General features: G+C 37.2%; 16 protein-coding genes. 10 read left to right on the plus strand and 6 right to left on the minus strand.

Features of this window, described 5'->3' with window-relative positions; genetic code table 11:
- The first annotated feature begins 120 nt into the window (after window positions 1-120).
- From LO754_RS02600 to tnpA, 7 genes are all read left to right on the plus strand, one after another.
- Window positions 121-597 carry a hypothetical protein gene (locus LO754_RS02600; RefSeq protein ID WP_024362926.1) on the plus strand — a complete coding sequence of 159 codons (477 nt, stop codon included), beginning with the start codon at window positions 121-123 and terminating at the stop codon, window positions 595-597.
- 168 nt (window positions 598-765) lie between these two features.
- Window positions 766-1,614 (plus strand): flagellin N-terminal helical domain-containing protein, encoded by an 849-nt coding sequence (locus LO754_RS02605; RefSeq protein WP_231785527.1) that lies wholly within the window; start codon window positions 766-768, stop codon window positions 1,612-1,614.
- A gap of 50 nt (window positions 1,615-1,664) precedes the next feature.
- On the plus strand, window positions 1,665-2,495 hold the full coding sequence (locus LO754_RS02610; protein WP_231785528.1) for a nuclease-related domain-containing protein: 831 nt from the start codon (window positions 1,665-1,667) through the stop codon (window positions 2,493-2,495).
- A gap of 378 nt (window positions 2,496-2,873) precedes the next feature.
- Window positions 2,874-4,145 (plus strand): nucleotide sugar dehydrogenase, encoded by a 1,272-nt coding sequence (locus LO754_RS02615; protein WP_231785529.1) that lies wholly within the window; start codon window positions 2,874-2,876, stop codon window positions 4,143-4,145.
- A complete protein-coding gene (locus tag LO754_RS02620; RefSeq protein ID WP_024362931.1) occupies window positions 4,142-4,858 on the plus strand; it encodes a WecB/TagA/CpsF family glycosyltransferase in 717 nt (238 codons plus the stop codon). Before LO754_RS02615 ends, LO754_RS02620 begins: the two co-directional genes overlap by 4 nt.
- A gap of 461 nt (window positions 4,859-5,319) precedes the next feature.
- Window positions 5,320-9,027 carry an S-layer homology domain-containing protein gene (locus LO754_RS02625; protein ID WP_231785530.1) on the plus strand — a complete coding sequence of 1,236 codons (3,708 nt, stop codon included), beginning with the start codon at window positions 5,320-5,322 and terminating at the stop codon, window positions 9,025-9,027.
- Between the two features lie 595 nt (window positions 9,028-9,622).
- Window positions 9,623-10,075 carry an IS200/IS605 family transposase gene (gene tnpA / locus LO754_RS02630; protein ID WP_231785531.1) on the plus strand — a complete coding sequence of 151 codons (453 nt, stop codon included), beginning with the start codon at window positions 9,623-9,625 and terminating at the stop codon, window positions 10,073-10,075.
- 230 nt (window positions 10,076-10,305) lie between these two features.
- Here the strand turns inward: tnpA and LO754_RS02635 are convergent, their stop codons facing one another.
- The 4 genes from LO754_RS02635 to LO754_RS02650 all read right to left on the minus strand — a co-directional run bounded on the left by LO754_RS02635 (window position 10,306) and on the right by LO754_RS02650 (window position 15,646).
- Entirely contained in the window at window positions 10,306-11,196 is an 891-nt protein-coding gene (locus tag LO754_RS02635; protein WP_231785532.1) for a tyrosine-type recombinase/integrase, read from the minus strand.
- A gap of 21 nt (window positions 11,197-11,217) precedes the next feature.
- The gene (locus LO754_RS02640) at window positions 11,218-12,063 is read right to left on the minus strand and encodes a helix-turn-helix domain-containing protein (protein WP_231785533.1); all 846 of its coding nucleotides are present in this window, start codon (window positions 12,061-12,063) and stop codon (window positions 11,218-11,220) included.
- A 284-nt stretch (window positions 12,064-12,347) separates the two neighbouring features.
- Window positions 12,348-15,242, minus strand: coding sequence for a hypothetical protein (locus LO754_RS02645; protein WP_231785534.1), 2,895 nt, complete (start codon window positions 15,240-15,242; stop codon window positions 12,348-12,350).
- A 92-nt stretch (window positions 15,243-15,334) separates the two neighbouring features.
- Window positions 15,335-15,646, minus strand: coding sequence for an S-layer homology domain-containing protein (locus tag LO754_RS02650; protein ID WP_231785535.1), 312 nt, complete (start codon window positions 15,644-15,646; stop codon window positions 15,335-15,337).
- Window positions 15,647-16,135: 489 nt separating this feature from the next.
- Here LO754_RS02650 and LO754_RS02655 point away from each other — a divergent pair, with 489 nt between their 5' ends.
- Window positions 16,136-20,905: an endonuclease gene (locus LO754_RS02655; protein ID WP_231785536.1), complete on the plus strand. Its 4,770-nt coding sequence runs from the start codon at window positions 16,136-16,138 to the stop codon at window positions 20,903-20,905.
- Window positions 20,906-21,110: 205 nt separating this feature from the next.
- Entirely contained in the window at window positions 21,111-21,527 is a 417-nt protein-coding gene (locus LO754_RS02660; protein WP_231785537.1) for a hypothetical protein, read from the plus strand.
- A 577-nt stretch (window positions 21,528-22,104) separates the two neighbouring features.
- Here LO754_RS02660 and LO754_RS02665 read toward each other — a convergent pair.
- Both LO754_RS02665 and LO754_RS02670 read right to left on the minus strand, forming a co-directional pair.
- Window positions 22,105-22,365 (minus strand): hypothetical protein, encoded by a 261-nt coding sequence (locus LO754_RS02665; protein ID WP_231785538.1) that lies wholly within the window; start codon window positions 22,363-22,365, stop codon window positions 22,105-22,107.
- The gene (locus LO754_RS02670; RefSeq protein WP_024362428.1) at window positions 22,322-22,534 is read right to left on the minus strand and encodes a response regulator; all 213 of its coding nucleotides are present in this window, start codon (window positions 22,532-22,534) and stop codon (window positions 22,322-22,324) included. The genes LO754_RS02665 and LO754_RS02670 overlap by 44 nt, the downstream gene beginning before the upstream one ends.
- A gap of 204 nt (window positions 22,535-22,738) precedes the next feature.
- Here LO754_RS02670 and LO754_RS02675 point away from each other — a divergent pair, with 204 nt between their 5' ends.
- The gene (locus tag LO754_RS02675; RefSeq protein ID WP_167492683.1) at window positions 22,739-23,392 is read left to right on the plus strand and encodes a helix-turn-helix transcriptional regulator; all 654 of its coding nucleotides are present in this window, start codon (window positions 22,739-22,741) and stop codon (window positions 23,390-23,392) included.
- Window positions 23,393-23,409: the final 17 nt, after the last annotated feature.

Below are 23,409 nucleotides of genomic sequence, written 5' to 3' on the forward strand. Positions count from 1 at the left end.
TTAAAATGCAGACATGATAAGCTGAATGATGAGAAAGAAAAAATTTGAGGATAAGATGGTTAACAAGATGCGTAATTTGTGTTAAAATCTGAATAATCAGATAATAAGGAGGGATGAAGGATGATGCAAGTTCAGTATATGAAGCCGTTTTACACGAAAATCTCTGGAGATAAATTGCGTCTCGTATTTGCTTATCAATATTTCTCAATTTTAAAAGAGAATGAGATTTTTCATTTCATTCCAATTGAAGGGAAAGAGATGATTATTAACTTGCATACACAACAAATCGAAAATTTATCTGAGGTATTTGTTTTCCAAAAGGGCAATCGTTTTATCCGATTACCACTCTATCAGCTATTACTCATTACCAATGTGCATGAACATTTAACGCCAATTCTTGAAAGCGCTACACCAAAATTGCCACAGTTACCCCTTGTCTCTTCAGCAACTGTAGGTGAGATTGATCAGCTGATTGCTGAAATTGAACAAAAAAACATTGATTATTTAATAGACCAAGCATTAGCAGATTACAATGAAGCACTCTTTTTTGAGCTACTACATCAAAAGAGCACGCATTTCGGAGGTTTCGGAAATTGAATACTCGGTACATCAAATAAGCACCCACTTTTCAAGAAAGAGAAGCGGGTGCTTTAACTCTTTTATAGATAGAACACTTCAATTATTTGGATTATTTACCAATGCAACTTTAAAGAAGTTGTCACAAACCGATATAACTAATAATACTTTTAGCATGGGGGTGGGGGAATGCTTGGTAAGTGGTCTGCTTCAGGGTTATCTATATTAAGTAACATGAATAGGCATTATAATGCTATGAGCAAGTCAATGTTGCGAATTTCTACTGGTTATCGGATTAATAGTGCGGCTGATGATCCGGCAGGTCTTGCGATATCCGAGAAAATGCGTGCTCAAATTCGCGGGTTGAATATGGCGTCGAAAAATATACAGGACGGTATTTCACTTGTGCAAACAGCAGAGGGTGCACTAAACGAAACACATGCCATGATTCAACGAATGCGGGAGCTAGCAGTACAAGCATCCAATGACACATTAACTGATAGTGATCGACAACAGCTGGATTTGGAATTTCAGGAGCTAAAAAAAGAAATTCAACGTCTTTCTAAAGATACTGAATTTAATACGAGGACATTATTAAATGGCGATTATTCAACGAATGGTCTCAAGATTCAAGCGGGTGCAAATGCTGGTCAAACGATCGAGTTGTTTATTAATGATATGGGGGCAGGGGCGCTTGGGTTGGACGCCACGACTTCAATAGCAACACGAGATAATGCCAATAATGCGATTTCCTCGATGGATGAGGCATTAAAACGGGTATCATCGGAGCGTTCTCGTTTGGGCGCTTATCAAAATCGCCTAGAGCATGCCTATAATGCAAACGTCAATACAGCGGAAAACTTAACCGCAGCGGAATCACGAATTCGCGATGCTGACATTGCGAAGGAAATGATGAACATGGTGAAGTCGCAAATATTGCTTCAAGCAAGTCAATATGTTCTAGCATTGCATATGCAGCAGGCACAATCTATTTTAAAGTTACTAGAAAGCGGAACAATGAGGAATCCCCGATACTAATGGAGATTCCTTTTTTTGCTGTTATAGTAAATAGATAAGGAGTGAAGTGATTGAATATAAAGCCTTTCGCACCGTCGTCTTGGACATTGGGATTGCAAGCGCTTGTTCGACGATTGCCCTCTTCACATCCGCAATACATAACGTTCCAACAGGAGCTTAAAAATAAGGAAGCGGGCGATTTTGCAGAACAATATATTTTGAAAGAGCTACAAAAGTTACCGCAGCTTAGTGACTGTCACCTTTTCCACGATGTTATACTTCCTACGATCCTCCCCATGCAAATGGATAGATTAATTATTACAGCTAGCGGCATCGTCATATTAGAAATAAAAAATATACGGGGAACCGTCCATTTTAAAAATAATCTACGTCGTACTAATGATAAAGGCGAAGTTCAAGCATTTACGCATCCTGAAATTCAATTGGGGCAGTATATCCGGGCAATGCACCATTTTCTTAACGACCATAATATGGCGGTACCAATTTATGGAGCTATTGTTTTTCCTTTTAATAATGTAGCAATCCATCGTGAGAATGACGGACTACCAATCGTCATGGGCAGAGAACTTCTGATATATCTGTACAAAATCATCGAGAAAAATATGGGGATGGCGATGAACGAAATAACAAACATTATTTTGTCACAATTACAGCACAGAAACCCATTGCCGCTTTGCCGCTATTATCAACTTGAGGTTACCGCTTTGCAAAGAGCTGTTTATTGCGAAAATTGTGGTTACTTTGGCATGGAAAAATTAAAAAGAACGTGGTTTTGCCGAAGATATCAGCATCAATGTACGTATGCACATATACAAGCATTGAAAGATTATTACATGCTTGTTGGACATACGATAACGAACAGGGAATGTTGTGCGGTTTAATGCTTGAGTGTAAACATGTCACAAAACGATTCTTGCAAAAAACATTACGAACATGTTGTAATTCAGGCAAACTTACGAAGTACGATTTGTCGAGTTTATTGGAAACGCCATTAAAATTTTAGATATCGCCACAAAGCGTACAGAAAACGCCACAAAACTAAAAAAGGCGCCACAAAACCAAAACAAATCGCCACCAGAAAGCTACTTTAAACCCACCATTATCCAAAATCGCACACAGAAAATACTGTAAAATAACAAATTGATTCACACTTTCCCTTGAAAGATGTATACTATAATGCAGAACAAAAATGCAATTCAGCATTTATAGACCATATAAAAATTTACTACTCGTTTTTGAAACGGAAGGAAGAATAGAGAATGACGAAATCAATTTGTGTCGTTGGACTTGGCTATATCGGATTACCAACGGCTGTAATGTTTGCCAACCACGGCATAAAAGTACATGGGGTGGACGTAAACCCAGCAGCAGTAAAAAGTATTCAAGAGAAAAAGCTTCATATTGAAGAAAACGGTTTACAAGAACGCCTAAACAAAGCAGTAGATGAAGGATTCTTAACAGCATCAACAACACCACAAGAAGCAGATGTTTTCATTGTAGCTGTTCCATCACCAATCAATCCTGACAATACAGCGAATTTAGAATATGTACGTCAAGCAACGGCATCCATTGTGCCTTATGTAAGAAAAGGGAACTTAGTAATTCTTGAATCCACAGTTCCACCGAAAACAGTAGAACACATTATGCTACCAGAGCTAATTAAAGCAAACCTAGAGTTCGGCGTTGATTTATTTGTAGCGCATTCACCAGAGCGCGTAATTCCAGGTCGTATTTTTGAAGAATTAGTGAACAACGACCGTATCGTTGGTGGGATTGATCCAGTATCTGCAAAAATGACAAAAGAGCTTTACCAAACATTTGTAAATGGCACAATTCATCTAACAGATGCTACAACGGCTGAATTAGTAAAAGTAATGGAAAACACATACCGTGATGTCAATATCGCGTTTGCCAATGAATTAGCAAAAATGGCTGAAAAATTAGACGTGAACATTTGGGAAGCCATTAAATTTGCTAACTACCACCCACGTGTAAATGTTCACTTCCCAGGTCCTGGTGTAGGTGGTCACTGTATCGCTGTTGACCCATGGTTCCTTGTAGAGCTAGGTGGCGAACAAGCACAAATTATTCATTTGTCTCGTAATACAAATGACAGCATGCCAAGCTATACGGCACAAAGAACACAAGCCATTTTAAACGAAAACAAAATCGCAGGTGGTAAAGTAGCAGTGCTTGGACTAGCCTTCAAAGGAAACGTTGATGATATGCGTGAAAGTCCATCAACAATCGTCATTGATGAGCTACAAAACCTAGGCTTAGAAGTGATTTCTTACGATCCGCACATTAAAGAAAACAAACATGCTACACAAACACAAAGCTTAGAAGAAGCTACAAAAGACGCAGACATCATCGTTGTACTAACAGACCACAATGAGTTCAAAGCAATGGATGCAGCAGCTATCACAGTGAAAACAAAAATCGTCTTCGATACGAAAAACTGCTTAAACCGTGATAAATGGCAAGAAGCTGGCTTCCAGTTCCACTTACTAGGGGATGCGAAAAACCGATGAAAGAAACAGTACTTGGCATTAACGTCAATACAGAAGGTTACGATGAATTAATGGATATGGCATTCGAGCGCATTGAAAAGAAACAAAAAGCGCTCGTCGTTGCCATTAATCCAGAAAAAATTATTAAAGCAAAAGAAGACCCTGCACTAAAAAAGCTATTAAATGAAGCAGAATTTCAAATTCCAGATGGGATTGGTGTTATTCTTGCTTCTAAAATTCAAAAAGGGCAAATTCGTGAACGTGTTACAGGCGTTGATATGATGATGAAGCTTTGTGAAGAAGCGGCAAAACGAGGCAAGCCTATTTTCCTGTATGGAGGTAAACCTGGGGTAGCTGATGCAGCACAAGCAAAGCTAAAATCACTATTTCCTTCTATTAAAATAGTCGGCACACAGGACGGCTATGAAAAAGACGAACAGAAGGTCATTGATCGTATTAATGAAGCACAACCGGATTTACTATTTGTAGCAATGGGTAGTCCAAAACAGGAAAATTGGATTAATGCTAATCGCGACCGATTGCACCCAACGATTTATCAAGGTGTCGGTGGATCATTCGATGTGTTGGCAGGTACAGTAAAACGCGCACCAGAAATTTTCCAAAAATTTGGTCTTGAATGGTTTTACCGATTAATGAAAGAACCTAAGCGTATCAAGCGTCAAATCGCTTTACCACTTTTCTTATTGGAAGTGGCTAGGCAAAAACGCCAATAATTTTTAAAAAATGGTATTGTCGTTTTAATTTGAAAGTGTTAGACTGTAGGTGTATAGGAATTTCCTCTATGAAATAAATAGAATTCCCTGCAAGGAAACAACGGTTGGTAGCCCAAGCGAAAAAAGCTCAAGCATATAAATGCTTGAGCTTTTTTCGTTCCTTGATTTAACTTAATTATCCATTATTTTATAAGATTCTAGAAAATATGAACAAGGAATGATAGAAAATTAGATTTTGTTGGTAAAGTTGCATATTTTCACTTGAAAAAAACTGTTGGATAAACGACAATGGTAAAAGAGAGTTCGATGTCCACTATTTTCCGGAAACCAATTAGTAATTTTCCCAAAATATGATTGACAACTTTTAGGGATACAACTATACTTTTATGTGTAGTTGTTTATTTACTACATAACTATGTAGTAGAGACATAATTTTTGAACTTAGAGGAGGAAATTTTTCTATGGCTAACCAACCAAAGAAATACAAAAAATTCGTAGCTACGGCTGCAACGGCTACTTTAGTAGCTTCTGCTATCGTACCAGTGGCTTCTGCAGCAGGATTCTCAGATGTAGCAGGTAACGACCACGAAGTAGCAATCAACGCACTTGCTGATGCAGGTATCATCAATGGATACGCTGACGGCTCATTCAAACCAAACCAAACAATTAACCGCGGTCAAGTGGTTAAATTATTAGGTCGTTATTTAGAAGCACAAGAAGAAATTCCAGCTGACTGGAATTCAAAACAACGCTTCAACGATCTACCAGTAACAGCTGAAGAAGAATTAGTTAAATATGCTGCACTTGCAAAAGATGCAGGCGTATTCAACGGTTCAAATGGCAACCTAAACGCTTCACAAACAATGCAACGTCAACAAATGGCAGTAGTTTTAGTACGTGCTATTAAAGAAATCGCTGGCGTAGACTTAGTAGCTGAGTACAAAAAAGCGAACTTCGTAACAGAAATTGGTGACTTAGACAAAGCTTACTCTGCAGAACAACGCACAGCGATCGTTGCTTTAGAATATGCGGGTATTACAAATGTTGCTCACTTCAACCCAGGTAACAGCGTAACACGCGGACAATTCGCTTCATTCTTATACCGCACAATCGAAAACGTTGTAAACAACCCAGAAGCTGGTGTTGCAGCAGTAAAAGCAATCAACAGCACAACTGTTGAAGTAACATTCGACGAAGAAGTAGACAACGTACAAGCTCTTAACTTCTTAATCTCTGATCTTGAAGTGAAAAACGCGGCTGTTAAACAAACAAACAAAAAAGTTGTTGTATTAACAACTGCTGCGCAAACAGCTGACAAAGAGTACACTGTATCTCTTGGCGAAGAAAAAATCGGTACATTCAAAGGTATCGCAGCTGTAGTTCCTACTAAAGTAGATTTAGTAGAAAAATCAGTTCAAGGTAAACTTGGTCAACAAGTAACTGTTAAAGCACAAGTAACAGTTGCTGAAGGTGCTTCTAAAGCTGGTATTCCAGTAACATTATTCGTACCAGGTTCAGCTGACGGAATTAAAGCTCCAGTTACTGTTGAAGCACTTACTGACGAAAATGGTGTAGCAACTCACACTTATACTCGTTATGCTGCAACAACTGACACATTAACTGTATACGCAACTGGTGATCGTTCTAAATTCTCAACTGGTTTCGTATTCTGGGGTGTTGATTCAATCCTTAAAGTTGAAGAAGTAACTACTGGTGCTACTATCAACAACAATTCTAACAAAACTTATAAAGTTACTTACAAACACCCTGAAACTGGTAAATTAGTAGCGAATAAAGAATTAAACGTTTCATTCCTTGAAAACATCAATGTTGCTCCAAATGAAGCTAAAAACGCTACAGTAAACGGCGTAGCTGTAAAACAATTAACAAACAATACAGATCCAAAAACTGCTGTTATTACAACTGATTCAAAAGGTGAAGCTACATTCACAGTATCAGGTGCAAACACTGAAGTTACACCAGTAGTATTCGAATTAAATACTGATAAATCAAATGGTAAAGAGTACGCATCTTTCTATGAAGCTGACTTATTACAAGTAAATGCTCCAAAAGTTAAATTCGGCGCATTACAAGCTGCATATACTATCGATTTAGTTCGTGATGGTGGCGAAAATGCTGCATTTGGTTACCAAAATGGTCGTAAATACAAAGTTGTAGTTAAAGATAAAGACGGCAAAGTTGCTAAAAATGAAATCGTAAATATCGGATTCAACGAAGATTTAGACCGTGTAATTAGCACAAACACTAAATCTAAGTTTGTTAAAGTAAATTCTGATGGAAAACAAGTTGATTTCTACACTAAAACTCCAGATAACGGTAATACGCAAGATAAAATTACTGTGAAAACTGATGCTAATGGTGAAGCAACATTCGTAATTAGTAGCGAAAAAGGAAATACAAATGACTATGCAACACCGATAGCATGGATTGATATTAATAGTTCAAACGCTAAAGATGGTCAACTTGACGAAGGTGAACCAACTAAAGTTGGACAAATTTCTTACTTCGAAGACGCTAAATTAACAGGTGGTAAATTAGCTTCTGTTGATTCAGTTTCAGGCGATGACAAAGAGAAATTCAAAGGTAACGAAAGTGCTGACTTCAAATTCCAATTAACAAACCAATCTGGTAAGAAAATGCCAATCAATGAAACTGATTATGATGTAATTGCTGCAACATACACAGTAACAAACACTGGTGATAATGATGTAGAAGTAACAGCTGTTCATACAGATGGTAAAACTGAAGTAAAAACAGTATCACCAAACCGTGATTATACTGTAACAGTTAAAGATTCAGCTGCACCAGTAATTACAGTTAAACCAGCAAATTCAGAGAAATCAGCAGCAGTTAAAGTAACAGCTAATGCAATCGTTAAAGATTTAGCTGCAAATGGATTAAAACCATTCACAATCTCTACAACTTCTGAAGCTAAAGCAACATTCACAGGTACAAAAGAAGTAGGTAACTTAGAAAAAGGTATTATTGAATCATTCAATACAGATAAACAAACATTCACTATTTCTGGTAAAAATCCAGTTAAATATGCTGATGTAACAGGTAAAACATTTGTTTATCGCGATCAACAAAACCGTCCAGTATCACTTGAAAACTTCGAAAAAGCATTACAAAATGCTACTACTGGTGTAGAAGTTACTTACGAGGTTAAAGGTGACGAAACTACATTCTATCTTGCATCAGTTGGGGGTACAGCTCCAATTGATACAGTTAAAGTTGGATCAGTAGATACTTCATTATCTTCTGTTAAAGTGAAAAATGTTGCAGCAACTGCAACAGGCACTACTTATAATGCTGTATTCCCAGCTGGTACAGATTTAGCTGCTTTAAAAGTAGAAGATGTAGCAGTAACTGCTACAAACTCTGGTGCAAAAGTAGGAACAGTAACAGCTACTGCTGGTCAAGTTGCTACTTGGACAGTAGAAGTAACTGCAGCAGATGGCAAAACAAAAGCAACTTATACTATTAAAGCAACAGCAGCTGAAAGTACATTAAACTCAGCGAAAATCACTACTGAAGCAAAAGAAGCTGTAGCACAAGTAGGTACTCCTACTACTAAAGGTAGCGTTGAAGTTTCAGGTGTTACATTTACTGCAACTGCTGCTGCAGGTGGTAACGGAGATGGTATTACAGTTACACTTGTAAACGGTAATCCAACAGCTGAAGCTGAAGCTGCATATAATGCAACTACTAAAGTAGTAACAGTTACAATTAAAGCTACAGCAACACAAGATGATGTAAAAGCAGCGATTGATGCATTACCTACTGCTGATAAAGTTGTTACAGCAACTCCAACAGCTGGTACTACTGTAGTAACGGCTGCTACTGGTAAAACAGCAGGCGGTTACGTAGCAGCAACGCCAGCAGTTGATGGAGAATTAACATTAACGTTCTCTGAAGCTGTAGAAGCATTAGCTGTTAATGACACATTAGATTTAACTATTGACGGTAAACCAGTTACTGGTACTGTAGCAACAGTTAGCACAGATAAAAAAGTTATTACTGTAAAACATGTATATAATGCAGCAGTAGTAGTAGATAAAGCCCTAACATCTATCAAATTTAAAGGCGTTGACCTTAAAGATGCTGGTGGTAACACTGTAAAAACATCTACTGTTATTTCTAAATAATTCTAATTGAAATATTAGATAATGGTCCTGTGGGAGAAAAATCTCCTACAGGGCTTTTTCTATTTAGATTCCGTTAGACCTGTCAATGAAAAACAATTTAACTGAAAGTGATATGCAGAATAAACTTGTGATATTACTTCTTTCCTTATTAATATACTTATAGAGAGAACTTAAGAAGATTACACAAGACGCCCCCTTCAGACAAGAACTGAAGAGTGCGTTTGATGTATACGTGCTCGTTTCAATTCAGCTTCATCCTAGTTTGAGCGGGCTTATACAGATGTACATAGTAGTGTGGATTGCTAGCCGTTTGGACTTGTGAGGTAACATATGAGAAAGGTAAAGCTATCCGGAGCGAAGATACTCAGTCAGGTCAGTAGTAGTTCAATAAGAAACTTATTTCCTGAAAAGATTGTATCTTTAATCAGTGATTTTAAGGAATAATCACAGTACTATAATTATTCCTTTTTGTATGCATTGAAAACTCCCTGCTTGCGGGTGGTTTAGAATGTTTTTATCTATGGACAATAAAAAAACTCCAATCGTAAAATAAAATCAGGTCTAGTCAACCGACTTTGTACGAAAGGAGCTCCAAATGGATACTAAAAGTCTAGCACATACAACATGGAATTGTAAGTATCATATCGTTTTTGTACCGAAATATAGAAGACAAGTCATTTATCGTCAAATCAAAGCGGAAATAGGAAGAATACTACGGCAGTTATGTGAAAGAAAAGGTGTAGAAATTGTAGAAGCAGCAGCGTGTACGGATCATATTTATATGTTGGTGAAGATTCCTCCGAAACTAAGTGTATCTGCTTTTATGGGTTATTTAAAGGGGAAAAGTAGTGTAATGATTGTCAATCAGCATGATAGTTTAAAGTACCAATTGGGAAATCGCCAATTTTGGTGTCGTGGATACCTAGTGGATACAGTTAGTAGAAATCAAAAAGTGATTCACAAGTATATCAAAAAACAATTACAAGAAGATTTACGCTATGATCAAATGTCAATAAATGAAATCATTGACCCTTTAAATTGTGAATAAATTAACTGGAAGAAGAAAAAAGTCATCCGCTTTGGCGGTTTGTAGAAAAAAGAGTACGGTTGGCGGACCCATTCAATGTCGTAAGACATGAGGAGTAAGCTAGCGTTTCACGCGTAGAGAAACCCACCAGTTTTACTGGTGGGTTTTTAATGATGAGCTTTTAAATTGGTAATATTTATTATTATATTTGAATAAATATTCGTTCGTTTTAATTAAAAGGTATTCTATTCTCATTTCAATTTCTTCATTGCCGACCTTAAATCATCTACTTTCAAATGTTGGTAGCGTGCAGTGGAACGGGAATCGGTATGACCTAATAGAGTTGCAATATAATGTTGGTCTACACCGAGTAGTGTTAAGTGTGTTGCGGTACAGTGACGAATCACATGGGGGGTTAATCGTTTTGTAATATTGCATTGGGCGCCAATTTTTTTTAATTTGATTCGGATTTCTACGCCGCTAATGGGCATATTACGGCTTACGGGAGAGGGAAATAAATAATCTGATCCGTTGTCTTTTGTTTTCTGTAAATATTCCGCTAATATTTTTTGTAGTTTTGGATGTAGGGGTAAATGAAGATCTCTGCCACCTTTAATCCGTGGAAAGTATATTTTATTATTTTTTATATCAACATTTTCCTTTAATAACGTTCGAGCAGCTGTAATTCTGGAACCCGTATAATAGAGCAAGCTAATTAATACATAGTAAAATTCGGAGAACTTTTTCGCCGTAGCCAACACTAATGCCATTTCTTCCATATCCAGAATTTCGGGTAACGGTACATACACATTTCGAGTAGATATACCAATCGTTGGATCGACTTTAAAGTTCAACTCTATCACAAGATATTTGAAAAATGCCTTCACACCGTAAAAATATCTACTAATCGAATTTGGTTTATAATCCTGATTGCCTAAAAAATCTAGATATTCTAGAATATCATCCTTCGATATTTCCTCTGTTAAAATATGACCATCGTATAATTGATAAATAAAGGACGAGAACTTTTTTATATCATTTTCATAGCCAATAATGGTTTCTTGTGAATAGTACTTTCTTTTTAAATGTTGAAGAAATTTTTTAGAGTACTTAGGCAAATCAAAGTCAGAATGGATAAGCAAAGAGATATCAGCTCCTTCTCGTTAGCTAATGTGTTCTTGAATATCTTGCATTGTATTGTGCTGCTCGTAATTATGAACAAACCAACTTAATTTCGTATCACAATAGTTTAACGCCAATGAAAGTAACGCTTTTTGTACGAGGTAGTCATGTTGTTGGCGATAGGACATATTAGGACTTAACCATAAAATATTAACGATTTTCTGTGGTTCACGAATATGCTGTAAATATTCCTCCGTTTGATAATAAAGGGAACAATCCCCTAGCCAACTTTCAAAAAGTGTGCGTTGTCTTCTATCAGCATGAAGTAACTGAAGATGCAATATATGATGCTCTACTTGTAATTGAAAATAGATTGGCTCATTTGATAGGTTGATATAGCCCTTGTAGCTTTTATCTTGATCAACTTCTTCACTTTCTGAAAACCAAGCATTTTTTATTTTCGTAATACTTCGTTTTATATCTGAAAGCTCATAGGGTGTCAACAAATGATAAAGCGTTTGTTGAATTTGCTCCTTAAAGTCTTCAATTATTGAACAACGTATATCTTCATTTAATTTCAGTAATAAATTGTTTAACTCCATTATTTCATTTGTTAAAGGGGGAGGCGTTTCGCTAGATGGACTATGAATGGTAGGAATAGTTTGCAACTGTAAGTCAACTAATTCTGCAAAAGACACATCAAAAAAATCTGCATACTTTTGCAATACTTTTTCAGATGCTTTCCTCGTCCCTTTTTCTATAAAGCCTACATAACTGTGCGAAATACCTAATAAATCTGCCAATGCAGCAAGCGTTAGATGATGTTTGTGGCGTAGCATTTTTAGTCGATTTCCTAAAGCAATGGCTTGTCCATCTTTGTTCTTCATTTTCTCACGCCCCTTTCTAAACTATCTTCCATTAGTGCATTCTTTATAAAAGGACTAGTAAAATTAATGTTGGAACTATGCAATATATTGCGAAGGAACAGAAGATGAGTTGGTCACTAATTCAAATTGCACTATATTGGATAATTTCAATAAAAGGATTTATATCCTCTATTTGGTAATGTTAGTTAGAAAGAAAACCCAATGTATTGCGATAAACAAGACATGGGTTTTCATTTCTACTTATTTTTACTAAATTTATATGCTTATAAAAGTAATGTTTTGTGTTATGGAGTAGGCTTTACTGTAATAGCTAAAGTACGGTTCGTTACATCATCAATTGTAATAGTTGCTACAAAGCTTTCTTTAACATAACCAGTAGCTTGAGCGTCGAAATAAATTTTTAAAGTCTTCTCGATTAATTGTACAGCTTCAGTAGAAGCAGAAGGTGCTTTAGATATAGTAATCACATTATTATTAACAGAAGTCATAATGTCTAATGCATTATCAGCATCTGGATTTACATTCGCGATTGTAAAACCTGCAAGAGCAGAGCCAATATTAAGGGTTAAATCTTTTCCATTTGCATTCACTGCAAGTGAAGAAGTAATAGATTCAGCAGTTACTTTTTGACCGAATTTTGGTGTAACGTTTACTGTAGCAGTGCTTGCACCTTTAGTTAACGTAACAGTATAAGTTCCTGCTGTCGAAGTTTCTACTACACTTACAGTTACTGAAGAATCGTTAATTTCAGTTACAACATTTGATTGTACAGCTAAACGTTTATTTTCTGCCGTATCAGTTGAAAGTAGTCCAATATTAGGTGTTACTGTAACTTTAGCTTTTGCAGTTGTAACAGCAGTAGCGTCAGATGCTTTATCTCCAATAATATCAACAGGCTTAGTTCCCCCAGCGTTAACAGAAACAACATAGAATGTAACAGTATTATCTTTAACTTCATATGTTACTTTTACCCCTGAAGTGGCACCTTTAAGAATATTTACGAACTGGTCTTTAGAAAGTGGTGCACCATTTACATTTCTATATACATATGTTTTGCCCGTTTCACCAGCATATTTCACTGCATTTTTTAGAACGGAACCATCAGTAAATACGACAGTTTCTTTGTCTGTATCGAATGAATGAATATCACCAGTAAATAGGTTAGGTATTTCTGAAGTAGAAGTGAATGTTGCAGTTGCTTCTTTTGAAGTAAATGCAAATTCTTTATTACCGTCTTTAGCTACACCAGTAGCAAGCACTTTTACGGAAGAAGATTTCCCATCTACAGCAGTTACATTGATTTCACCGCTTTGAGAAACTAATGTATGCACACGGTTTGGAGCAATTTCAACTTCGCCTACTTTTACATTATTTGCACCAGTGTTGTAAACAGTGTACGTAACATCCTTTGTTGTATAACCAGAATTTGGTACGACTTTACCACTTTGGTTCGTAAGTTGTACTTTAAATGTTGCAGTTTCTCCACTAACAAATTTGTCAGTTTCAGTTGTACCTTTGTAAGATACTAATTTAGAACCATCTAAATATGGAGCTTGGAAGTATGAAATTGGTGCAACTGCTGAAGGCTCACCTTTGTCTAAGTTTGCATCTTTACCGCTTTGGTTGTTAATATCGATCCAAACGATTGGTGTAGCGTAAGAATTTATAGTATCACTGCCGATGACGAAGCTTGCTTCACCTTTAGCGTTTGTTCTAACAGTGATTTTTTTACCTTCGTATCCAACCTGTCTACCGTTTTCGATTTTTACGAATTGAGCAGAAGTCACTGTAGAAATTACGCCATCAATATCTTCGTTAAATGCCACGTTAACAATTTCGTTAGCAGCTACTTTACCATCTTTATCTTTAACAACTACATTGTATTTACGTCCGTTTAAAACTCCAGTAGCAGCAGTTTCTCCACCATCACGAGTTACTTCAATTGTGTAAGCAGCTTGAATAGCACCAAATGTTACTTTAGCCGCAACAGCTTGTAGTGTATCTGCTGTATATTTTGGAGAGTAAGTGTTTGCAACATTAGTTGAAGCAGCTTCAAATACTACAGGAGTAACTGTAGCGTTAGAACCTGAAATTGTGAATGTAGCTTCACCTTTAGTATCAGTTGTGATTTGTGCAGCTCTCATGTTATTTTCACTCGTTTGAACTACCGCAACACCATTCACCGTAACGTTTTGTAATTTATCAACTGTTACATCAATGTTTTCAAGTACAGAAACGTTTAATACTTTACCTGATACTGGTCTACCAGTTTCTGGGTGTTTGTAAGTGACTTTATAAGTTTTGTTAGCGCCGTTGTTGATTGTATTACCAGTTGTTACTTCAGTAATCGTTAATGTTTGATCAACTGCCCAGAATACATAACCAGTTGAGAATTTAGAACGATCACCAGTTGCGTATACAGTTACAGTGTCGTTTGTTGCGACGTAACGAGTGTAAGTGTAAGAAGCAATACCGTTTTCATCTGTTACAGCTTCAACTGTTACTGGAGATTTCACGCCATTAGCAGAACCTGGGATGAAGAATGTCACAGGAATACCAGCTTTAGATTGACCTTCAGCAACTGTTACTTGTGCTTTAACAGTTACTTGTTGACCAAGTTTACCTTGAACTGATTTTTCTACTAAATCTACTTTAGTAGGAACTACAGCTGCGATACCTTTGAATGTACCGATTTTTTCTTCGCCAAGAGATACAGTGTACTCTTTGTCAGCTGTTTGCGCAGCAGTTGTTAATACAACAACTTTTTTGTTTGTTTGTTTAACAGCCGCGTTTTTCACTTCAAGATCAGAGATTAAGAAGTTAAGAGCTTGTACGTTGTCTACTTCTTCGTCGAATGTTACTTCAACAGTTGTGCTGTTGATTGCTTTTACTGCTGCAACACCAGCTTCTGGGTTGTTTACAACGTTTTCGATTGTGCGGTATAAGAATGAAGCGAATTGTCCGCGTGTTACGCTGTTACCTGGGTTGAAGTGAGCAACATTTGTAATACCCGCATATTCTAAAGCAACGATCGCTGTGCGTTGTTCTGCAGAGTAAGCTTTGTCTAAGTCACCAATTTCTGTTACGAAGTTCGCTTTTTTGTACTCAGCTACTAAGTCTACGCCAGCGATTTCTTTAATAGCACGTACTAAAACTACTGCCATTTGTTGACGTTGCATTGTTTGTGAAGCGTTTAGGTTGCCATTTGAACCGTTGAATACGCCTGCATCTTTTGCAAGTGCAGCATATTTAACTAATTCTTCTTCAGCTGTTACTGGTAGATCGTTGAAGCGTTGTTTTGAATTCCAGTCAGCTGGAATTTCTTACCTTGTGCTTCTAAATAACGACCTAATAATTTAACCACTTGACCGCGGTTAATTGTTTGGTTTGGTTTGAATGAGCCGTCAGCGTATCCATTGATGATACCTGCATCAGCAAGTGCGTTGATTGCTACTTCGTGGTCGTTACCTGCTACATCTGAGAATCCTGCTGCAGAAGCCACTGGTACGATAGCAGAAGCTACTAAAGTAGCCGTTGCAGCCGTAGCTACGAATTTTTTGTATTTCTTTGGTTGGTTAGCCATAGAAAAATTTCCTCACGTAAGACGCGGACATTCCGCGCGCGAGCAGAGGATTGCGGCTTACTGTGATGAGCGGAAAGCACCGCCATAGCGAACAACAACAATATAGTAAAAAAGTGTTAGATTGACCCCAATCAATCTAACACTTTTCCTACGATTATCTATAGCTAACCGCTGTAAGGAGTAACCATGAAAAAGTACGGATTGTTTAGCAAAAGTGAAGTTTCGGTTAACAATTGTACTATTTTGTTGTGTGCTTAGGTTCTTGAAAAATGCTATAATTTAACAGTTACTATATAGTAATTCAATAGTGCATTAACAGTTATATGGTTTCATATATATATACTGGGGAAATAAGTTTTACTACTATTGATGGCACGCTTGATGCGTATGGTGTAGGTACAAACCGACAGCCGAGATAGAGAGATGGTAGACCTTCTTCAGTTAAGAAGAAGGTTTTTATGAAGCAAATACTTAAAGAGGAGCTAACTGATGATGTCTAAAAAGAAATGGAACAAGTCATTCAATGCTTTTCTCGCAACGACATTCGTTGCGAGTGTATCGATGCCAGTAATGCCTAGTCAAGCTGTTGCGGCTGAATTAGCTACTGATTTAATTATCTCTGAGTATATTGAAGGGTCCAGTAATAATAAGGCGATTGAACTTTACAATGGAACGGGTTCAACGATTGATTTAAGCCAATACAAACTTGAACTTTATACAAATGGTAGTACGACACCAACGAACAAACAGACGTTAAGTGGCACTTTAGCACATAATGAGACAATCATTCTCTATAATTCTAGTGCAGTGGCAGCGATTAAAGAGAAAGGTGGAATTGCTTCAGCTGTTACCGCCTTTAATGGTAATGATGCGATTGTTTTAAAGAAAGGTGAAGAGGTAGTAGATTCTTTTGGTCAAATGGGGTTTGATCCAGGCAAGTCATGGAATGACAATGGGGTGTCTACTGTTGATACAACATTGGTTAGAAAGAGTTCCATTACGTCTGGTGATAAAAATCCAAGTGACACCTTTGACCCTTCATTAGAATGGCAGCCCTATCCAATCGATACATTCGAACATTTAGGCAGTCATACAATGGATGGAGGACAGGGTGGGCCTATTATAAAGGCAGAAGCTGTCACAGCTTCTACACCTTCTGGAACGGTTGCGTCAGGTACTGCCATTGCATTATCTTCTGCCACTGCTGGTGCAATGATTTATTATACAACGGATGGAACAGAACCAACATTACAAAGTGCTAGTTATACGCAACCAATCGTTATTGATAAAACAATGACGATAAAAGCGATAGCAGTTGCACAGGGGCTGGAAAATAGTGATGTGCAGACATTTAATTATACCGTCATTGGACAAGCAGATGTTCAGTCAATCGCGGATGCAAGAACACAAGCGAACGGTACAACAGTAACAATCAAAGGTATTGTGGCAGGGAAGCTGAAAAATACCATCTCTGCACAGGATGGAACAGGTGGTATCGCTGTACGACCGACGAGTCTAAATGTAGAAATTGGGGACGAAGTAACGCTTAAAGGGAAGCTTGCGGACTATAGAGGGTTACTGCAATTAGACGGAGCTCAAATTATCGACAAAGTGGCAGGTGTTGGTGCACCAACTGCAAAAGTAGTAACAGGTGCAGAGGTAGCAGAAGCAAATGAATCACAACTTGTTACGATAAAAAATGTTGCGCTGACGAATGTGCAAACAGGAAGTGGCTGGGCAAACTATACAGCTAGTGATGGTAGCAATTTCCTAGTACGCGATGAAACGAATACGCTAGGCTTAAGGGTCGGCACAACATATGAATCAATTACGGGCATTGTTCAACAATTTGATCAGGATTACCAAGTGATACCACGTTCTGTAAACGATATTGTTGTGGATAGTACAGCATTAAAACCAGCGATTGCGTCGCCAAGTAGTGGTACATTTATTAATCAAACAACGGTCACTTTATCAACATCGACAGCTAATGGGGAAATCTATTACACAGTAGATGGTACAAATCCTACTGTATCAGGTATTAAATACGAAAAACCAATCGATATTACGCAAAACACAACTTTAAAAACGGTTGTCAAAGCAAATGATGGCACGTTTAGTGAAGTGATGACCTATGACTATGTTATTACAGATGCGCTGCAAATTCATGATATTCAAGGGGAAGGCCATCTCTCTCCATTTGCTGGCAAAACCGTTGATGGCATTCAAGGAATTGTGACATATTCATTTTCTTTAAATGGTAGTTATTATTATACAATTCAAACACCTGATGAGTTGGCGGATGATAATCCGAATACATCGGAAGGGATCTTACTTTATAGCGGAAAGAATGCTTGGCCGATTCAAGTAGGAAATTTAGTATCGGTAACAGGTAAAGTAGATGAATATGCGTACGATGGCTACAGTGATGCGAACCAAACAGATTTAAAAACGACGCAAATCAATGTACGAAATGATCAAGGGGGCAAAGTACAAGTACTTAATGCCAGTGTAGCATTACCAAAAGCCATTCAAATTGATAAATTAAAAATGTCATTTAGCCAAATTGATAGTGACAATCTTCAAGTTTTCAACCCAACAATTGATGCTATTGATTTTTGGGAAAGTATTGAAGCGATGCGAGTGGAGGTAGGCAATGTCAAAGCTGTTGCTCCACAGGAACATGGCGATTTAGTAACGGTTCTTGAAAGTGAGCCAACAAACACGCTGCATGGTGGGGTCTTGTATGAGGAAGGAAAAACAAACCCAAATCGTATCCAATTTAGATTGGAACCGAACGGAACAGCTCGTGATTTCGAAGTTGCCACAGGCGATAAGTTTAGCGGACCGATTACGGGTATTGTGGGCTACTCTTATCAAAACTTCAAAATTTACGTGCCATTAGATAACATGAAGCAAGCCCATGTAAAAGGGACGGCAACACCTGAGACTACCAAAATAGTCAAAGCAGAGGATAAGCTAACAATTGCCTCGTATAATTTGGAAAACTTTTCTAATAACAAAACATCCACATCGGATGATAAGGCGCGAAAATTAGCACGCGCCATTGGTACTGATATGCAAACGCCAGACATTGTAGGGGTGACGGAAGTACAAGATAATAACGGCGAGTCGGCTGGTGATGCCAAGGCAGATCAAAGTTATCAACGCTTAATTGATGCCATTAAAGCTGAAAGTGGTATTGATTATAAGTATGTCAATATTGACCCGGTGAATAATGCAGATGGTGGTGCACCGAACGCGAATATTCGTGTTGGTTTCTTATACAATCCAGCAAGGGTGAACTTGAAGGAAGGAATCCAAGCAGGGGATGCGACTACTGCGGTTAGTTATCAAAACGGTCAATTAACGCTGAACCTAGGCCGAATTGACCCGATGAATGAAGCATTTAATAATAGCCGTAAACCGTTAGCTGCACAATTTGAGTTCCAAGGTGAAGATGTCATTGTGATTGCTAATCACTGGAATTCTAAATCGGGTGACACACCATTATTCGGAGCAACACAACCACCGCAATATAAAAGTGAAGTGCAACGCCAGAAAATCGCCAATATTGTGTATAACTTTGTTGCGGATGTTAAAACGAAAAATCCAGATGCAAACATTGTATCGTTAGGTGATTTTAACGATTACCAATTTGCCAAAGCGCTTAAAATTCATGAAGGTGAATGGATGACTAATATGATCAATAAAGCCGATTCATCTGACCGTTATACGTATTTGTATCAAGGAAATTCGCAAGTATTAGATCATATTTTAGTTTCTAATAACCTTCAAGAAAAAACGATAATTGATATTCTTCATATTAATGCAGACTTTACAGATATGGTAGGCCGTGCAAGTGACCATGACCCTGTCATGGTGCAACTGGATTTAAAACAAGGTCCTACAGTAGAACCGATTCAACCTGAAATCACATATAACTATGAGAACTTTAAGAAAAATATCTTAGTTATTACAAAACCGAGTGTAGCATTACATTTAGATGCAGCGTCGTATATTACGAAGGGCGTACACTTAAAAGGGAAGTATGTCGAGCTTCACGGTGAAGGCTTTAACAAGACAGATGTGATTATTACGCCAAATCATCCAGAGTCCATTGTAGATTTAAAGGGCAATACGTTTAAAAAAATTACCATTGAAGGCAAAAATGTAAGTGAAATTAGAGGCGCAGAAAATATTGACTTACAGTTGATTGAATTGAAGAAGGGTGCATCGTTAGAAAACATTAAATTTACAAATTCTAAGGGGCAACCGATAGTGTACCCTCCTGTCCCTGCTGAAAACAAGCAACCAATCATCAAAAAGCCTTTTACAAATCAGACAGTAGCTGTAGGAACGGACATTACCATCGATTTAACAGAGCATTTTGCTGACCCTGATAATGACGAATTGACATTTACCGCTACAAAAGGTTCGATAACGGGCAAACGCTTAACGTTAACTTTAGAAGCGGGTAGTCATATTGTGGGTGTCACGGCATCTGATGGTACAAAAAGTGTTACGGCCAATTTTAGTGTTACTGTAACGGCTAACGACTACTATACTGCTGCCTATAACAAAGAGGGGCAAGCACTTAAAAAGGCGCTTCACGATATTATTGCAAACCAAAAAGTATTATCCTATGATGCTGCATGGGATGCTTTGAGATACACAGACGAAGATCCGAATAATACAAATAATGTCCTGTTATTTTATTCTGGTAAATCTAGTCCAAAAACAAACAACGGCGGCAATGTAGGCAACTGGAACCGAGAGCATACGTGGGCAAAATCACATGGGAATTTCGGCACAAGTCAAGGACCAGGAACTGATATCCATCATTTACGCCCTACCGATGTGCAAGTAAATAGCGCGAGAGGAAATTTAGACTTTGACAATGGCGGTAGTCCAGTCGCTGGCTGTAACGGTTGTTTGAAAGACGCCGATTCCTTCGAACCACCGAATCGTGTCAAAGGGGACGTTGCACGCATTCTGTTTTATATGGCAACGCGTTATGAGCTAGGCGATAAAGTAGACCTTGAATTAAATGACAAAGTCAACAATGGAACGGCTCCGTATCACGGTAAACTTTCGGTTCTTTTACAATGGCATCTACAAGACCCTGTAGATGACTATGAAAAACGACGAAACGAAAGAATCTACGAAATCCAAGGGAACCGCAATCCATTTATCGACCATCCAGAATGGGTAGAAACGATTTATGGCAACAAACCAGCGGTGCAGATGGTGAATTAGCAAAATGCAAAAACCAGCCAGTTTTCAGCGGTAAGTCGCTGAAAACTGGCTGATTTTATTATGGATTGGCGACAAGCAATTAATTTCAAACGAGCTTGAAAGTGAATACATAATACAAAATATAGTTGTGAAAGTCATGGGTATGTATTCCATTTATGATAAAATTTATTACAACACTCTATAGGAGTTAATAGAGGGGTGAAAAATGGATACATCAAAAAATGCTTTCATTATAGTAGCGGTTGCAAATAGTGCAATGGCATGTATAAGTCAATTTCTTGGTTCAATGTTAGACGAAAGGTTTGATTCGTTAGTTCAATTTTTAGCTTTTCCTTTCGTTATAATTCTTCTGAATGTGGTGTTAGGATTTAAATTTAGAATGAAGTTTTATCAATATGCACTGTTCGCATATTTAGGATTATACGTATCTATCTTTGTCTGGGGCACTATTGTTTTGGTGGAAAGCACAAAAAAAGAATTGCCTCCGGGCGAGATTGTATTAGGTGCAGATCTCTTATTTATTATAGTTGTGACAATAGTCCAGTCGATTATTTTCCTTCTATTTAATTTAATTACTTATGTAATTTATAAAATGGTTTTTTCAAAACTAGTAAGGTTGTGAAATAGAATGGTTAAAAACAAAGCAATCGCTGCTGTCGTTACAATTATTATTGGCATCTTTATTATTCCACTATTTATTACTTCTACATACAGTATTGTTTATGGTATGTATGGTACTGCATTTACGGCACCTTCTATGCTTGTAGCTTTAGGAGTTTCCTTACTTATTGAGAAACATAGTAAAAATAAACATATAGTATTGATGTATATTAAACATCTCCTTTGTGCCTTAATTTTTTCACTGTTGTTTACACTCCTTAATTTTGATATAAACACGTATAAAGATACTTTTTACATTAGTTCTTTATTGGGGAGCGTTTATATTATAATATTTGTCACATTTGATTATTTGTTGAATAAGTATAGGATTGTATAGAATTTTAAATTTGTAACGTTCCTTTTTACGCACATGTTCCCGTAGAAAAACACCTCCAATTGAAGTGTAGGTATCTAAACCCTATTTCAATCAAAGGTGTTTTTTTATTGTCTATTCTATTGGTGTCAGTTCCGTCGTCGCTGTAAATGAAAGGGAACGGTTCTATTTAATGTGCTACTACTAATTTCTTTAAATAGCTTCGTCAGATAATGAAGAAGCTTCCTATAAATAACAGTAAAAATATACTGATGCCCATTGCCGTCATTTCATAAAATGACGATGATATCATATTGCGCATGGAGAACATTACACAAACTAATAGAATGCTAGCAAAGGTGAAGGGGATAAAAACTAGCATTGCTAATTCCTTTGTCACTACAGAAAGACCAATTTTTCGAATGCCTGTATATTTTGCTTTTTCACCTTCCACTGATGTTTGTAAGTAGAAGTAAAGAATGCTCATAGATAGTAACCATCAAAGGCAAAACAAGGTGCGGTTGAAATGCTTGAAAATGATCGAGCACTTTGTCAAAGTCTTGTGTAATAACGCTTTGATAGCCGTATTTATCTAGTTGATTTTTCAATGTTTGAGCAATATCCATGTCATCTTCCACAATTGATATTTTATACATTTTATACCTCTCTTATAGCTAGAAGCTTTCTTCTATTTTTATCACTAAATGATTGCAATATACCTGAAAGGAAGTCAATTCCTATTCTATACGCAAATAATTTACTATAAAGCAAAAATACGATTTTTCACTTGTAGCCACTTTGTGTACTGATGATTTTAGTCCATACTAAATATAGAAGTGACAGAAGGGGGGAGCTGTAAGATGATTCGTAATCGTCAAATGGAGATATTGCTACATTTGTTGAAGGTGAAAAAGACAACGCATGAGGCGCTGGCGCGTCAGTTTGAAGTAAGTGTAAAAACGATTCAGCGGGATATTGATAAGTTATCGATGATGGGTGTTCCAGTTACTTGTAAGCAGGGGCATAGGGGTGGCGTGTATATTGAAGAGCATTATAAATTATCTAGTAGCTTCTTTAATGATGAAGATTTGCAAGTTTTAACATTTGCGTTATCTGTTTATGATAGTTTGTCAATGCAAATGCATAAGGAGCGTATATTAAAGAAACTGGCACTCATTTCTCCAGAATTGATTTATCTGTATGAACAAGATGCCAAAGATTATTTTATCGTTGATCTTTTCGATAATAAGGTCGATATGACAGAAGCAGTCTATCAACGGATAAACCATTGTCTTGACGAGGAATACTATCTTCGTGTCGTTATTGGTGAGAAACAAATGGACGTTGCACCGATTAGTTATGTTTTAAAAGCGGATGGATTATATTTATATGCTTTTGAAAGGGAGTATGTATTAATAAAGATTGCTTCAATTACTTATTCGCATATAACGAATATTGAGTTTGAACGAAATTTTACTCCGTACCAACAAAATCACACAATTATTTTTAAATAAGACATTAGGTGTCTTAT

Origin of the sequence: Lysinibacillus sp. GJ-1, assembly GCF_021166035.1 — a bacterium.
GTDB classification, from domain to species: Bacteria; Bacillota; Bacilli; order Bacillales_A; family Planococcaceae; genus Lysinibacillus; species Lysinibacillus sphaericus.

Excerpts from the sequence above, each read along its gene's own strand:
- LO754_RS02600 (WP_024362926.1), top strand. The coding sequence starts at position 121 with ATGATGCAAGTTCAGTATATGAAGCCGTTTTACACGAAAATCTCTGGA.
- LO754_RS02605 (WP_231785527.1), top strand. The coding sequence starts at position 766 with ATGCTTGGTAAGTGGTCTGCTTCAGGGTTATCTATATTAAGTAACATG.
- LO754_RS02615 (WP_231785529.1), top strand. The coding sequence starts at position 2,874 with ATGACGAAATCAATTTGTGTCGTTGGACTTGGCTATATCGGATTACCA.
- LO754_RS02620 (WP_024362931.1), top strand. The coding sequence starts at position 4,142 with ATGAAAGAAACAGTACTTGGCATTAACGTCAATACAGAAGGTTACGAT.
- LO754_RS02625 (WP_231785530.1), top strand. The coding sequence starts at position 5,320 with ATGGCTAACCAACCAAAGAAATACAAAAAATTCGTAGCTACGGCTGCA.
- tnpA (WP_231785531.1), top strand. The coding sequence starts at position 9,623 with ATGGATACTAAAAGTCTAGCACATACAACATGGAATTGTAAGTATCAT.
- LO754_RS02640 (WP_231785533.1), bottom strand. The coding sequence starts at position 12,063 with ATGAAGAACAAAGATGGACAAGCCATTGCTTTAGGAAATCGACTAAAA.
- LO754_RS02645 (WP_231785534.1), bottom strand. The coding sequence starts at position 15,242 with ATGCAACGTCAACAAATGGCAGTAGTTTTAGTACGTGCTATTAAAGAA.
- LO754_RS02650 (WP_231785535.1), bottom strand. The coding sequence starts at position 15,646 with ATGGCTAACCAACCAAAGAAATACAAAAAATTCGTAGCTACGGCTGCA.
- LO754_RS02655 (WP_231785536.1), top strand. The coding sequence starts at position 16,136 with ATGATGTCTAAAAAGAAATGGAACAAGTCATTCAATGCTTTTCTCGCA.
- LO754_RS02660 (WP_231785537.1), top strand. The coding sequence starts at position 21,111 with ATGGATACATCAAAAAATGCTTTCATTATAGTAGCGGTTGCAAATAGT.
- LO754_RS02665 (WP_231785538.1), bottom strand. The coding sequence starts at position 22,365 with ATGAGCATTCTTTACTTCTACTTACAAACATCAGTGGAAGGTGAAAAA.
- LO754_RS02670 (WP_024362428.1), bottom strand. The coding sequence starts at position 22,534 with ATGTATAAAATATCAATTGTGGAAGATGACATGGATATTGCTCAAACA.
- LO754_RS02675 (WP_167492683.1), top strand. The coding sequence starts at position 22,739 with ATGATTCGTAATCGTCAAATGGAGATATTGCTACATTTGTTGAAGGTG.